13 protein-coding genes are annotated in these 15,074 nt (G+C 44.6%); 5 read left to right on the top strand and 8 right to left on the bottom strand.

Translation table 11 applies throughout. From position 1 onward, the window contains the following. Positions 1-662: 662 nt before the first annotated feature. Positions 663-1,535, bottom strand: a complete 873-nt coding sequence (locus R7127_RS18970) for a Tim44 domain-containing protein (RefSeq protein ID WP_005384268.1) — start codon at positions 1,533-1,535, stop codon at positions 663-665. A gap of 392 nt (positions 1,536-1,927) precedes the next feature. On the opposite strand from R7127_RS18970, the gene R7127_RS18975 reads away from it, so the two are divergent. The 3 genes from R7127_RS18975 to R7127_RS18985 all read left to right on the top strand — a co-directional run bounded on the left by R7127_RS18975 (position 1,928) and on the right by R7127_RS18985 (position 5,451). Next, positions 1,928-2,518, top strand: coding sequence for a TetR/AcrR family transcriptional regulator (locus tag R7127_RS18975; protein ID WP_005382308.1), 591 nt, complete (start codon positions 1,928-1,930; stop codon positions 2,516-2,518). Between the two features lie 13 nt (positions 2,519-2,531). After that, entirely contained in the window at positions 2,532-4,406 is a 1,875-nt protein-coding gene (locus tag R7127_RS18980; protein ID WP_042524037.1) for an MFS transporter, read from the top strand. Positions 4,407-4,521: 115 nt separating this feature from the next. Further along, positions 4,522-5,451: a YeiH family protein gene (locus R7127_RS18985; protein WP_139832062.1), complete on the top strand. Its 930-nt coding sequence runs from the start codon at positions 4,522-4,524 to the stop codon at positions 5,449-5,451. On the opposite strand, the gene R7127_RS18990 is transcribed toward R7127_RS18985, so the two are convergent. The 7 genes from R7127_RS18990 to R7127_RS19020 form a co-directional block, all read right to left on the bottom strand. Next, positions 5,448-5,636: a hypothetical protein gene (locus R7127_RS18990; protein ID WP_017634658.1), complete on the bottom strand. Its 189-nt coding sequence runs from the start codon at positions 5,634-5,636 to the stop codon at positions 5,448-5,450. The two genes, R7127_RS18985 and R7127_RS18990, sit on opposite strands and share 4 nt — an antisense overlap. Positions 5,637-5,736: 100 nt before the next feature. Then, positions 5,737-7,164 carry an o-succinylbenzoate--CoA ligase gene (gene menE, locus R7127_RS18995; protein WP_085569941.1) on the bottom strand — a complete coding sequence of 476 codons (1,428 nt, stop codon included), beginning with the start codon at positions 7,162-7,164 and terminating at the stop codon, positions 5,737-5,739. Then, positions 7,149-8,138, bottom strand: a complete 990-nt coding sequence (gene menC / locus R7127_RS19000; protein ID WP_042524032.1) for an o-succinylbenzoate synthase — start codon at positions 8,136-8,138, stop codon at positions 7,149-7,151. The genes menE and menC overlap by 16 nt, the downstream gene beginning before the upstream one ends. A 125-nt stretch (positions 8,139-8,263) precedes the next feature. Beyond that, positions 8,264-9,130 carry a 1,4-dihydroxy-2-naphthoyl-CoA synthase gene (menB, locus tag R7127_RS19005; RefSeq protein ID WP_005382318.1) on the bottom strand — a complete coding sequence of 289 codons (867 nt, stop codon included), beginning with the start codon at positions 9,128-9,130 and terminating at the stop codon, positions 8,264-8,266. Then, the gene (gene menH, locus R7127_RS19010; protein ID WP_054576732.1) at positions 9,123-9,950 is read right to left on the bottom strand and encodes a 2-succinyl-6-hydroxy-2,4-cyclohexadiene-1-carboxylate synthase; all 828 of its coding nucleotides are present in this window, start codon (positions 9,948-9,950) and stop codon (positions 9,123-9,125) included. The genes menB and menH overlap by 8 nt, the downstream gene beginning before the upstream one ends. Continuing rightward, positions 9,937-11,655, bottom strand: a complete 1,719-nt coding sequence (menD, locus tag R7127_RS19015) for a 2-succinyl-5-enolpyruvyl-6-hydroxy-3-cyclohexene-1-carboxylic-acid synthase (RefSeq protein WP_172563340.1) — start codon at positions 11,653-11,655, stop codon at positions 9,937-9,939. Before menD ends, menH begins: the two co-directional genes overlap by 14 nt. After that, on the bottom strand, positions 11,652-12,959 hold the full coding sequence (locus tag R7127_RS19020; protein ID WP_171344887.1) for an isochorismate synthase MenF: 1,308 nt from the start codon (positions 12,957-12,959) through the stop codon (positions 11,652-11,654). The genes menD and R7127_RS19020 overlap by 4 nt, the downstream gene beginning before the upstream one ends. 217 nt (positions 12,960-13,176) lie before the next feature. On the opposite strand from R7127_RS19020, the gene R7127_RS19025 reads away from it, so the two are divergent. Beyond that, a complete protein-coding gene (locus R7127_RS19025; protein ID WP_005384283.1) occupies positions 13,177-14,391 on the top strand; it encodes a pyridoxal phosphate-dependent aminotransferase in 1,215 nt (404 codons plus the stop codon). Positions 14,392-14,481: 90 nt separating this feature from the next. Next, on the top strand, positions 14,482-15,066 hold the full coding sequence (gene yfbR, locus R7127_RS19030; RefSeq protein WP_318142097.1) for a 5'-deoxynucleotidase: 585 nt from the start codon (positions 14,482-14,484) through the stop codon (positions 15,064-15,066). Positions 15,067-15,074: the final 8 nt, after the last annotated feature.

A 15,074-nucleotide genomic window follows, 5' to 3' on the forward strand; every position in this document is an offset into this window, starting at 1 on the left:
GAGTGGCCAAAGGGAGCAGACTGTAAATCTGCCGGCACTGCCTTCGATGGTTCGAATCCGTCCCCCTCCACCATATTGAAGAAGCCAGCTCATTGAGCTGGCTTTTTTCGTTTCAGGATCTTGATAGCATAGCCCTACTACAACGAACCTTTCACTCCTAACCGAAACTCTGCTCGATTGAATACCTATCACAGTAAATAAGTGATCAGAAATAACGTAGGGAAAATGCTTGAGAACAAGGCGCAATTTTTTGATAAGTAGTTATTCTACAATCAAAAATTGCAACGCAGTTATCGAGTATTTTAACAAGCTAGAATGACCAGTTATTTACTACGATTGGTATAACCTATACTCAATCTCACTAAAGCAACCAACCCCATGTGAAACTCCACAAACAAAAGGCTGAGGAGCAGATCTTTACCCTACAAACAATGTACTAGCTATTTTGATTTTGTTAGTTCGTATGGCCTTAATATGAATGTTCAATATAAATAGGAAAACACTTGAGGACTTACTAGAAAAAGTGGGCTCGCAAAATTACCAAACGGACTCAATTAGTGATGTTTGTATAAAAACACGTACAAGAAATATAAATGATAGATACAAAAAATCCCGCAGGGGATGCGGGATTTTTACTAGTGACTAAATTGGTTTAAAGGTGACTAGCCTTGAATACCAACGATTAACCATGGCGCATTAGGCGCAGTCAAGTCACGCTCTAGGTGCCAGATATCTTCGATTTCTTCTTCAACACCTTCTACTGTGTCACGGTAACGACCGCTAAACTGCAGACTAAGCTGTGCTTTATTTGCATCGTAATCAGCACGGACGATCTCCGCATCAACGTACATTACGTCAGTATGCTGCTCACCGTCGAGCTTCGCGCGCTCTGCTTTTAGGTCTTCAAACAAGCTTGGAGAAACATATTCTTCAATAGTTTCTAGCTGGTTGTGATTCCACGCACCTTGCAGGATTCGATAGTGTTCACGAGAACCATTAATGAACGCTGCTTGGTCAAAACCCGGTGGGTAGTTATGTGGTACGTCTGTTTGAGCGCCAAAACCACCAAAGCCACCATTATTTGTGTTTGGTTGTTGCTCAAAGTTTTGCATGTTTGGTTGCTCAAACTTAGATGCGTTGCCACCAAATGCAGGCTGTTGACGATGCTGGTTCATACTGCCCTGCTTCGCACCTAGCATACCGCGCATTAGTTTAAAGATGACAAAGGCAATCAAACCAATAATTAGGATATCCATAAACTGGATACCTTCAAAAGCACCGCCAAAGAATGCAGCAAGTAGACCACCAGCAAGAAGTCCGCCTAGCAGACCACCCATAAGGCCTTTCTTACTTGAAGACTTTGTCGTCTGATCTTTGCCGACCGTATTGGTGTTTTGTTGCTGTTGTTTCGGTGCTGGTGCAGTTTTGTAGCTCTTACCGAAAGACTTACTGCCACCAAACTTCTTCGCTTCCGCGATAGGCGTTACAGCAACAGTAAACATCAATAAAGCAACAATAGAAAATAAACGTTTCATCGTTATCCTTAAAGTTAGCTATCTAAGATAGTGCCCCATTTTCAAGACGAAACAATCGTTGTTTCAAACAGTAGCACGCCAAAGATGATTTTTAAGTCATCATACTCTGTATACCGATTGATGAAAATAGCTTATAGAAGCTGACATGTATCAGAATATTGCCAAAAATGCAGACTGCTCACACTGCTTGCAATTCAGCTGAAGGCGCTTGATCAATGTAAAAAAAGTATGGAATAAGTTCACTAATACTCCAGATTGTTTTACTTGAATTAGAATCAGTGACACAGCTCAGAATCCTACACCTTGAGGGCACTTGGACACATTGCCTTGTTGACGGTTAATAGGTAGCTGACTATCATATTGAACGATGTTCAATAAAGTAGTTTGAGAGTATGGCGCGCAGAAACGATCACACCCGAGAAGAGTTAGTGAATTTGACGTTAACAACGGTCAAAAACTTTTTAGATGAGAATTCTTACCACGAACTAAGTCTTCGTAAAATCGCTAACATGATTGGTTACGTGCCAAGCACATTGGTAAATGTTTTTGGTAATTATAATTTGTTGTTGCTTCATGTTGTCGCTCAAACTTTAGATGAGTTATCTCAAGAAGCACGCAAAGCGACTAATGACAGCAAAGACTCCCATCAAGCGCTTTTTGAACTCGCTTATTGCTACCACGATTTTGCTCAAAAACACCCATACCGTTGGCAGTTAGTGTTCGAACACAACATGAATGGAGCAGAACTTCCGGAATGGCATGCCAAACGTATCGATGGTATGACGGGAATGCTAGAGTCACTATTGGCTCAAATCGCACCACATCGTACTGAATCCGAAGTGATTCAAGCGAGTCGAGTTCTTTGGTCTGGCGTACATGGCATTACTTTACTCAGTGTTGATGATAAGTTTTTCTCTAGTGAACCGATTGATGGCAAAGAATTGATCAGTAATCTTCTTTCTAACTACCTCACGAACTGGTAACAAAGGATTATCCATGTCATCCGACAGACAGCCGTCGTTACTTACGCAGAGAAAGTTCCTGCCCTATTTCATTACTCAGTTTTTTGGCGCTTTCAACGACAATATTTTTAAAAACGTTTTGCTGTTGTTTGTCGCATTCGCGGGCTCCAGTGCACTGCCTATTTCGAGCAATTTGTTCATCAACCTTGCGGCAGGCTTGTTCATTCTACCGTTCTTTCTGTTCTCTGCTTCCGCTGGCGTATTAGCCGACAAATATGAAAAGTCATGGTTTATTCGTAAGGTCAAACTATTTGAAATAGCCATCATGCTGTTAGGTGCCATCGGATTCATAACCGAAAGTTATGGTGTGCTTTTATTGCTACTGTTTTTAATGGGCACACAGTCAGCATTTTTTGGCCCAGTTAAATATGCCCTTTTGCCTCAAAAGTTAAATGCTAAAGAGTTAGTGCCCGGCAACGCTCTTGTTGAAGCTGGTACCTTTATCGCCATCCTTATTGGCACCTTAGGCGCTGGGATTATAGCCTCTACAGACAACGCAAAATACCTTGCCGCATTTTGTGTCGTGATCTTCGCATTGTTAGGCTACTTGTCGAGCCGCTCAATCCCCTTTGCTGCAGCCAGCGCGCCCAATCTCTCTTTTCGTTGGCAACCATATAAGCAAACCAAACACACGCTCTCTATCGCCAAATCCGATCGAGTTGTTTTTCAATGCATAATGGCAATAAGCTGGTTTTGGTTTTTAGGCGCCGCATATCTAACACAATTCCCGAATTTCACTAAGATTTACCTAAATGGCACCGAGAGTGCGGTGTCTTTCTTGCTCGCTCTATTTTCCATTGGTATCGCGCTAGGGTCGCTACTTTGCAATTGGATCTCAAACCATCGTATCGAAGTCGGTATTGTGCCAATTGGTGCCTTTGGCATTACGGTATTTGGGTACCTAATGGCCACTTCCATTCCCAATGATCTACCTATTTTCCATAACTTTGTAGACTTCTTTAGATATGAGCCTTTTTGGCCATTATTTTTCTACCTATTGATGATTGGCGCTTCGGGCGGTTTGTTTATCGTGCCTCTTTACGCATTAATGCAGCATCGAGCAAAGGAAACCGAACGTGCTCAAGTCATCGCAGGGCTCAACATCTTTAACTCTCTGTTTATGGTCGGCAGCGCTGTCTTGGGTATTGTGTGCCTAAGTGTAATCAAGATGACAATTCCTCAGCTGTTTGCATTGTTAGCCATTTTAAATTTCTTAGTTGCCGCTTACATCTTTTTGCAAATACCTATTTTTGTAGTTCGCTTTGTCATGTGGATGCTTACGCACACCATCTATCGAGTTAAGCATAAGAATCTACACAACCTACCCGAGCATGGTGGGGCATTGATTGTATGTAATCATGTAAGCTACATGGATGCATTGCTACTTAGTGCAGTATGCCCAAGGTTGATTCGTTTTGTGATGGAGGAAGATTACGCCAACCTACCTCCATTAAGGCGCTTTTTACGTCGAACTGGGGTAATTCCAATTTCAGCGAGTAACAGAAGCTCTATCAGACGTGCATTTAACGATGTGGAAGCCGCGCTAAGCGAAGGTCATATCGTCTGTATTTTCCCTGAAGGAAGATTAACTTCAGATGGTGAAATGAATGAATTCATGCGCGGTATTGATATCATTCTACGTCGTAGCCCAGTACCTGTCATACCTGTTGCACTAAAAGGATTATGGGGAAGCTATTTCAGCCGCGCAAAAGGTCGCGCATGCTGTGGCTTACCGACTCGATTTTGGTCAAAGCTAGAAATTGAAGCAGGACAACCAGTGCCACCAAATGAGGCAACGGCAAAAACAATGTTCGATAAAGTGCATCAACTCAGAGGCGACTGGCGATAAAATACGCTTGAACACATGTTTAGGATAACTGAACGTGTGTTCAAATCATTAAGACAAACTGACCACACCCAGTGCGATATACTCTCCCTTTCATTCACAACAGCGAATAAAAACCTTGAATAGAAACTACCTCCTGTTTGGATTGGCGTTACTTTTTTGTTTAACCCCCTTTGCCTCCTCTCCTATTGCTCTAGTTATCGGTTTTCTACTCGCAAGTTTTGGTTTTGTGCCTTCCGAGCTGCCCATCGCTTCTTTTACTAAAAAGCTGCTGTCTTACTCGATTATTGGCTTAGGCTTTGGCATCAACTTTGAGCAAGCGCTTGCAGTCACATCGGATGGTATCGGCCTGATCATCGCCACTATTACAGGCACACTGATCATGGGCACTCTCATTGCCAGGGTAATTAAATTGGAGCGAGTAACCGCTTACTTAATCTCATCAGGTACTGCAATTTGTGGTGGTAGCGCAATTGCTGCTGTGGCACCGGCCATTAAAGCGAAAGACGAGCAGATTGGATTAGCACTGGCAACGGTATTTGTCCTGAACTCCATTGCACTCTTTGTGTTTCCTGTGATTGGACATGCTTTAGGGCTAGATCAACACACGTTTGGCACATGGGCTGCGATTGCCATTCATGACACATCTTCTGTTGTCGGGGCTGCCTCGGCCTTTGGGGAAGAAGCACTAACGACGGCAACAACATTGAAACTCGCGCGCGCTTTATGGATCATTCCTGTTGCTTTGATCAGTGCCGTCATCTTTTCAAGAGGCCCAAAAGAGAATGGAAAGAAAAAACTAGCTATCCCTTATTTCATTTTTTGGTACTGTGCAGCTATCGCGTTTAGCGACTTCTTTCCTCAATTTGAAATGGTCTATCACGGCATTTTCATTGGAGCAAAGCAAGCGTTGGTTGTATGTCTGTTTTTGATAGGTTGCAGCATTTCAATTTCAAAACTAAAGTCAGCTGGAGCTAAGCCGCTGTTGTTTGGTGTGACTCTGTGGGTGCTAATTTCTACCACTTCTCTAAGTTGGTTACTGTTTTAGATATTGGTGGTCTGCTTATCGCGTTGAGGGGACGGTATTTCCCGTTTGCTATTTTTGTATATAACGACCAACGCTATAGCGATCAAAAATGCCGTTAGCTCTGCAAGAGAGCGGGCTAGCCCTTCACTACTTATCGCGATACCAATTTGTAGTGCTACTGCCGCAATTAAAACTAGCTTTGCCATCCTGAACCTTATGCATTTTCTCTCCACTAAGAAGCATAATTATGATTCAGAGTTATAAGGATACGAAATTCTCTTTATGACTAATACATAGCAAAATTGACTAATGCTGAAGTGATGACAGCAGCCACTCTTTCACGGCCTTACGTGAAATTTTGATCCCACCTTCTAGTAGAGTTTGTGGCATTACATGGTATTCCACTGGCCATTTAAACTTCTCTAACTTTGATTGCAAGTGCTGGTCATACTCCGACTTGCTGCGCAATCCATTGGTCTGAATCACAGCTACTGGTCTATGACCAAACTCCGCGTCTTCGACTGGAACCACTATACTCTGCACTACACCATCAATTTGGTTCAAAGCGGCTTCAATCTCTTCACAATGGATATTCTCACCACCAGAGATAAACTGATTGTCGGCACGGCCGATTATCTTTAATTCATCACCTTGCCACTCGCCAAGATCTTTGCTGTCAAACCAGCCTTTCTCATCCAGAAATGGGGTAACATGTCCTTGATGGAAATACCCTGCCGCTAATGTCTTACCGCCAACAAAAATGCGTTGGTCAACTAATTTTATCTTACGGTGCTTCAATACATGTCCAGCATTACTGGTGCTGTCAATTCTCTTTGCGGTAACGGTAGAGGCCGCCTCCGTCATCCCATAACCTAACCACGTCTCAATGCCTTGCCCTGATGCTCGTAGTGCCAACTCATGATCAACGTGACTGCCGCCCAGTAGCACATGTGTCAATGACAAATGTGCATCATCATCCAATAACCGTTTGAGCTGAGTCGCAACCAAAGAAGCGTGTGATACGCCCTGAACATCATCAACAAGTTTCCCTGAACCGACTTTTAGTGTTGCTCCGACATATAGCCAACGATAGACAATCGCTAATCCAGAGACGTGATACAGCGGAAGCGATAATAGCCAAGCATCTTGCTGAGTGAAAATGAACTCCTGCAACAAGCCCTCTGCAGACGCAAGATGCTGTCGATGTGTATGAACCACAGCTTTAGGCTCCCCTGTAGAGCCAGAAGTAAATACTACTGAAGCTAGCCGATCATGATGATAGCTATCTTCAGTCAACGAATCACTCTCTTTCTGTGATACTACAGGCGGTGAAAGCAATGTTGCCTTGAGTTTTTGTATATCATGTTCAGAAAAGGTCGAAGCGCACTCCAGAGAAAACCAGATAAACCGAGTTTGATCAGGCCTGTAAAGTGTAGCAAGCTTACCCTGCAACTTATCTAGTGGTTGTTCCATGGTCAGCGCAGCGAGCGCGCCTAACTGTTTGGAGGCAAGATAAAACAACAGTGTTTCTACTTGGTTCTTGCCAACCAAAGTCAGCACATCCCCCCGAGTTACACCCAAGTCATTCAAATAGTGAGTGTATTGGTCAATACGCTTCGAGAGTTGTTGCCAGTTTAATACTTCTGTTGATGTCTTGAGTGCAATAGAAAAAGGGCTCGTTTGAGCCCAATATTTCCATGGTGCCTTCGCAATATTGTCTACGCAGAATGCCACACAATCTCCTGGTCTTTTAGAGGAAGAACGGGAAGTTCACACTTAGGCCAGCCCTGCTCTAGCTGAGCTTTGAATAAGCCAATCGTATCCAAACCTGGAACTTCATCAGGCAGCTGCCATTGGGCAAAGCGCGCTAATTGAGTTAAACCGAGACTGGATTCAATGCTCGAGCTAATCACTGCTTTCATCCCCAGTGACTTCGCTTTCTCTATCAGTGTAATACAAAAATCCACTGAACCAATGAGTGTGGGTTTGATGATGATCGTTTTCACACCAGTTAGATCTTCAAGACGGAAATCTTCACGACGAACCGCATCTTGCAATGTTTCATCCCAAGCGATAGCAATACCAGTATTAATCGCAAAAGAGAGACTATCGCCAGGAGAGCGGCACGGCTCTTCTAGAAACGTGATTCGTTGACGCAGAGACGGAGCAATGTACTTAGCGAACTGCTGCGCTTTTTCTGGTGTCCAAGCGCGATTGGCATCGAGTCGAAGCGTTAATTGAGGGATTGATTCAAGAAAAAGGTTCACAAGCATGCCATCGCGAATTGGCTCATAAAGTCCAACTTTCACCTTAGCGACTTTCTCACCTTCCATTTCGTTCAGCTTTGGAATGAGCTCATCTGGGTCGCCAGTGCATAGTGGCGCTGTTTGGTATTTACCTTGTTGTGGTAAGCCACCAGCTAATTCAAGCTGTGCCATCGATAAACCAAACGCAACCGACGGGTACATCTTGGCATAATCCACATCCAACTCTGCTACCCAACGCTCCGCCTGTTCTTGTAGCTGAACACCCGCATCTTCGGTGCTCTCTAAGCTAAAACCAGGAAGAGGAGCGACTTCTCCAAGCCCTGTTTTACCATCTTCGGAAAGCGCAACAACATAACCAACACGTTCGGTTAGCTTGTTGTCACGTAGGATGACACCACTATCCATGGGCAAGCTATAACGATAAATTTTCGCTTCACGCATAATTCAAGTCCTATGTAATGCCGTATATTTGAGCGTTCTGACGAGCAATCCCACCAGCCTCCCAGAGGACGAGGCGCTCAGGAAAAAAGGAACAGAGGAGCTAACACGCTCCTCATTTAGACGGATTATGGGTTGCGAGGGAATTTATCGAAGTCTGGGCGACGCTTCTCGTTAAAGGCATTACGACCTTCTTGGCCTTCATCAGTCATGTAGAACATCATCGTTGCGTTACCCGCTAGCTCTTGCAGACCCGCTTGACCATCACAATCTGCGTTTAATGCAGCTTTCAGGCAGCGCAATGCCATTGGGCTGTGCTGTAGTACTTCACGACACCAACGAACGGTTTCTTTCTCTAGATCCGCTAGTGGTACAACTGTGTTTACTAGGCCCATGTCTACCGCTTCTTGAGCATTGTAGAAACGACATAGGAACCAAATTTCGCGAGCTTTCTTTTGGCCTACGATGCGAGCCATGTAAGATGCACCCCAACCGCCATCAAATGAACCCACTTTAGGGCCTGTTTGACCAAATTGAGCGTTGTCAGCTGCAATCGTTAGGTCACACATCATGTGCAGAACGTGACCACCGCCAACAGCCCAACCCGCTACCGATGCGATAACTGGTTTTGGACAAGTACGAATATCGCGCTGGAAGTCCAATACGTTTAGGTGGTGCGTACCTTGGTCGTCTTTATAGCCGCCATAGTCGCCACGGATCTTCTGGTCGCCGCCAGAACAGAATGCGTCTTCACCTAGACCTGTCAGAATGATCACGCCAACACCAGAGTCGTAACGCGCATCTGCCAACGCATCAATCATCTCTTTTACCGTTTGAGGACGAAACGCGTTACGCACTTGAGGACGCGCAATGGTGATTTTCGCGATACCATCTTCAGACTTATGGTAATGAATGTCCTCGTATTTCTCGCCGCAATCTTTCCATTGAACCGGAGCGTAAAGTTCTTCTTCAGAAATGCCTACTGTTTTAGCCATGGTGATTCCCATTGTTCTCGTTACTCTCACCAAAGTGAGACTGAATTATTTGCTTGGTATGTATCGCAAACTGTTTGGGCTGCTCTTGATGGACGTTATGACCAGCGCCTTCAACTTGTCGATACGCCAACCCGCTATGTTGTGCCAGTTGGCTAAATTTTTGGTCTTTCTCACCACACAAGTAATACACTGGTATGTTCTGCTTTTGCAGTGAGGGCAACAAATATGCCTGTTTGGCTAACGATGTCGCCATCAACATATTCGCCACCGCTGAGCCAAGATTATCACTTCGCTTCGCAATGAATGTTTGTCTTTGCTCATGGTTTAGTGAAGAAAACACCGCTTGTTGGTACCAATCGTTCAAAACACGTTCAAGTGGTTCAGTTTTGAAACGCATTGCCCAGCGAGCATCATTCTCTAATCTCACCTGTTTCTCTGACTCAGTTTGAAGCCCGAAGTTTCCCCCTTCAACAATCGCGCCCGCAATATTGAGATCCGGAAAGCATTGATGGGCAATACCATGCATCGCAATGCGGCCGCCCATAGAGTAACCAATCAAAATAAGTGGTTGTTGTGAGGGAAATAATAAAGATAGTGTGGAACCAAGAAGTTTGCAGCAATCATTCAGATCGCTGCAAGAAATAGATTGGCTGTGCCCATGACCAGGGAGGTCAACCGTAACACGTTCATACTCGGGTAACGCGTTGATACACGCTTGCCAATCTTCACCGCTACCAAGCAAGCCATGCAAAAACACCAAAGTGGGCAACGTTCTACTTTGGTGTTTTTCTAATACAGGGAAACGTTCAAAGTAAAGCATTCAGACTCTTATTAAATGCCTTGAGTGTCTCAGCAGCTTGATTAGGTGGGGTTTGAACCTCGACCAGCAACGTTCCTTGGCGGTGACATAAATGCTCTTTTACAGATGATTGGAATTGCTCCAGTGTAGAAACATGCAAATACGCCAAACCAAACTGCTTTGCCGCGTGTTCAAACTGATAACCATGAGGCATTTGATAATATGTCGTCCTGCGCTCTGGTGGTACTGGCAACATATCAAAAATCGCACCGCCGTCATTATTAGTAACAACAAGTACCGCCGGCAGTTTATTGTGAGAAAATAGCGCCAGAGAATTGAGATCATAAAGTGCTGCTGTGTCACCGATATACATTAGTAACGGATTACCTCTTGCCCGTTGCACGCCTGATGCCGCAGCAAACAAACCGTCAATCCCTGATGCGCCTCGATTAGTGAAAACCTCTACACCATCCAATTTTCCGTACATATCAACAAGCCGAACAAACAAGCTATTACCCAAGAAAACATCTACGTTCTTTGTGCGCTCGTTGATGTCTGCTGCCAACGCAATTTCGTCAATGGCAGACGCTGAATCAGATAGGAAGGCTTCTTCGATACGTTGATGAACTCGCTTAACGTCATTCGCTAACCTATCAGCCCACCCAGCAAATATTGACTTCTCAAAACTAATGCGAGAAACCCACGTTTTAGGAGGCTCAACCCAGTGCATTTGCGCCAGATGATTTTGGTTATTCCGGTCCATACAAGGTGAGACATACCAATACTGAACGTCTTTACTTTGTTGATTTTTCGATACTTGTTTATCAATCCATTGGTTCAAACGTTTGGAGATGATTCGGCTACCAAATTGGATAATAAGTTCACAAGATTCAAGCTCGTTTGCAAACTCGGGAAGTTGAAGCCATACATCGTAATACGCCCAATCCGAACTGAGGCCACTTTGCGGGTCTGCAAGTACTGGCCATCCCATCTTTTGTGCAAATGCCTGCGCCGAACGCGCTTGTTCAAGCGGTAAGCTGCCAATCACAACCAAGCCTTTTTTGTCCGAAAAAGGCGGGATGTTCGCCTGTGACAAATGGCTAAAACGCTGAGTATAAGTGCCGCTTCCTTTTCGCCATCCGGCGACCGAATCTAAGTAGGTTTGATAATCCGCTTTTGCGCCGTTGGAATACAAAGGCTCTGGAAATGCACAATTAATATGAACAGCACTACCCTGCAATTGCTGAGTAAACATCACTTCGTCAACAGAGGTCAGCAACCAGTTAAGCGACGTTGCTAAATTTGGGCTTGGTAAATTCAAACTGGCCGAAACATGATGTGAAAAAATACCCAATTGATTTATCGCTTGGTTTGCACCACAGCCGACAAGTTCTACTGGACGATCTGCTGTCAGCAGCACCAGTTTTTCACCAGTAAGTTTGGCTTCGGCAACCGACGGTAATAGGTTCGCCACTGCCGTACCAGAGGTAACGATAATTGCCACTGGCTCCTGAGTAGCTTTCGCTAAACCAAGAGCCATAAAGCCCAGTCCACGCTCATCAAAATGAGTATGAATGGAAAAGTCGGACTGTTCTGCCGCTTCTAAAGTTAAAGGCGTAGAACGAGATCCGGGAGCGATACAAACATGCTTAACGCCAAATCGCTGAAGCTCAATCAATATGGTTTCTGACCAAACTCGATTGAGCACCGCTTGGTCATGACTCATGATGCGACTCCCAATGGCGGATGATCAGAAATCAGCGTAAGTAACGTCGACATTTTCTTATCAAGTTCTGCCCACTCATGTTCTGCCACAGAACCAGGCACAATCCCTGCGCCCGCAAACAGTTGTACTTGATCACCGAGCACAAGCGCGCTTCTGATTGCGACACAAAACTCTGCTCGTTCATGGCTTATATAACCCATTGACCCCGCGTACCAGCCGCGTGCAAAGGGCTCATTATCCAATATAAATTGCATCGACTCTTGTCGGGGTAAGCCAGCAACCGCCGCTGTTGGCTGAAGCGCCGATAACAACTGAACACCATTTATCCCCGCTCTTAGACTAGCGTGAATATTTCGCTTAAGGTGCTGCACTTTTCGTAGTCTGACCAAACTCGGTTCAGCTTCCACTTCAACCATTTCAGAATGCGGTGATAGACGATCAATGATGTCGTCCACCACATACTGGTTTTCGTTGAGGTTCTTTTGGTCTTGGGATAACCAATTCGCCAACTCCATATCTTGAGTGGCATTGTCCCCCCGACCAATCGTACCTGCTAACGCTTCGGTATGTAGCTCATGCCCTACGCGAGAATACAAACGTTCTGGCGTAGACCCCATAAAACTGTGCTTACTGTCTAAGCTCAGCATGAAATGGAAGCTATGATGGTTATTTAAGTAACTTGCTTTAAGTAGCTGTGCAGCACTTAATGTGTTATCAAGCTGCACGGTAGAGCGACGCGCTAAAACCACTTTCTTAAAATCATCATTCTCTATACCAGTCAGAACCTTATGAACTAACTCATTCCATTGAGGCTGACTTGGCGTATGAACAATAGAGCGGATGTGAGACGAAATTGGAGCTAAGGTTGCGACCTCACAAACCAGTTTATTCAACCCAGCTAGAGTTCGCGCTTTGTCTTCTGAAATATTAACTGCGAGAGACCACTGTTGGTCAAAACGAATTAACTCAATTTGAGGCAAAAAGAAAAAAGAAGGCATACAGCGGCGATTCTTCTCATGCTGCCCATCAAAAGAGCGCCCGCCCCAAACTCTTTGCCCTTCACCTAGAATGGTATAAGCAGGACCTGGCTCAACAAAAGCGTGCAATTGCCCTAGTGCAACGACCTCTTCACGTGTATCGCGGGACTGCCAATAAAACTTAGGGAAAAGTGGTTGTGCATCAAGCCAATCAATAAATGAGAAATTGGGTTTCTCGCTAAGGGGCTCGACCAGACGTGTTTGATTGCCTTCCGATTGCTGAACTCGCTCGATAATTCTCTTTACGGCTTGGTGGAACTGTGACAAATCAACCTCGTTGTATGTGAGGATAAATGGTAACTGACGGCTACTCTAAGTTTAGACCCAAAGCAAATCAAGGTCGTATGCGATCTTTTGCAAAATCCTGTGATAGCAAGCGAGCAAAACTTAACCAGCAGACAGATTATTTACAGATATATATTCTAATAAAAAACAAATTATTGTATTTTAATAAAGAAATTAACGAATTTTTAGGAATTAAACAATGCAAAATATCGGGATGTCGTCAAAACTCGACAATGTCTGCTACGACATTAGAGGTCCTGTACTCAAACATGCTAAGCGCATGGAGGAAGAAGGGCATAAAATCCTAAAGCTAAACATTGGTAACCCTGCCCCATTTGGTTTTGACGCCCCTGATGAGATTTTAGTCGACGTGATTCGTAATCTGCCGACTTCTCAAGGCTATTGTGATTCCAAAGGCATTTACTCTGCTCGTAAAGCTGTGGTCCAACACTATCAGCGTAAAGGTATACGCTCGCTAGATGTCGAAGATGTGTATGTAGGTAACGGCGTGTCTGAGTTGATCGTAATGGCCATGCAAGCGCTATTAAACAATGGCGACGAAATGCTGATCCCAGCACCAGACTATCCGTTATGGACAGCTTCAGTTGCACTATCTGGTGGTAAGCCGGTTCATTATCTATGTGATGAAGAAGCTGACTGGTACCCAGACCTTGAAGACATCAAAAAGAAAATCACACCAAAGACACGTGGCATTGTTCTGATCAACCCGAACAACCCGACAGGTGCGGTATACAGCCGTGACTTCCTACTTGAAGTGATTGAGATAGCACGCCAGCACAAACTGATCATTTTCGCAGATGAGATCTACGACAAAGTGTTGTACGACGGTGCAACACATACCTCAGTCGCTACACTCACTGAAGACGTGCTAGTCATGACATTCAATGGCCTTTCAAAAGCCTACCGTGTTTGTGGTTTCCGTGGTGGCTGGATGTTCCTAACGGGGCCTAAACATCTAGCTCAAGGATACGTGAATGGCTTGGAGCTGCTTTCATCGATGCGTTTATGTGCAAACGTACCAATGCAACATGCCATTCAAACCGCGTTAGGTGGATACCAGAGTATCAATGAACTGATTTTACCAGGCGGACGCTTATTAGAGCAGCGCAACCGAGCGTATGAACTGATCAATCAGATTCCTGGTGTTTCTTGTGTTAAACCTAAGGGTGCGATGTACCTCTTCCCGAAAATCGACACTAAAATGTACAACATCAAGAACGATCAGCAGATGGTTTTAGATTTCTTAAAACAAGAGAAGGTCTTACTGGTGCAAGGTTCCGGTTTTAACTGGCCAAAACCAGACCACTTCCGCATCGTGACACTACCGCACGTTGAAGATTTAGAAATCGCCATTGGACGTTTTGAAAGATTCCTATCAACCTACAGCCAGTAATGAATCACTGGTAGTAATTAGTGCTGATCTCTCATATGCTTAGAGGAACTCCTAGTGAGTTCCTTTTTTACACCAGAAACGGAGAAAGCCATGAAAGAAAGCCATTTTTTCGCCCACCTGGCTCGAATGAAGCTGATCCAACGCTGGCCTTTAATGCGGTCCGTCTCACCAGAAAACGTTTCAGAGCATAGCTTACAAGTTGCTTTTGTCGCTCATGCCCTTGCCCTCATTAAAAACAAAAAGTTCGGCGGCAACCTTAATCCAGAACGCATCGCTATTCTTGCCATGTACCATGACTCCAGCGAAGTATTAACGGGTGATCTTCCAACTCCAGTGAAGTATTACAATCCTGAAATTGCCAAAGAATATAAGAAGATAGAATCGGCAGCGGAACAAAAATTACTCTCCATGTTACCGGAAGAGTTCCACGATGATTTTGCCCCCTATCTTCTTTCTCACTCTGCACATGAAGAGGACGCAAAAATCGTTAAGCAAGCCGATTCCATCTGTGCCTATTTAAAATGTCTCGAAGAACTAAGCGCCGGCAACCATGAGTTCGCTCTGGCAAAAAAACGCTTAGACGTCACTTTGCAAGAACGCAGAACGCCTGAAATGGATTACTTTCTCAATGCCTTTGCCCCAAGTTTCGAATTATCGTTAGATGAAATCAGTTAGCTTACGGA

This window comes from Vibrio sp. 1159 (assembly GCF_033340395.1).
GTDB classification, from domain to species: domain Bacteria; phylum Pseudomonadota; class Gammaproteobacteria; order Enterobacterales; family Vibrionaceae; genus Vibrio; species Vibrio alginolyticus.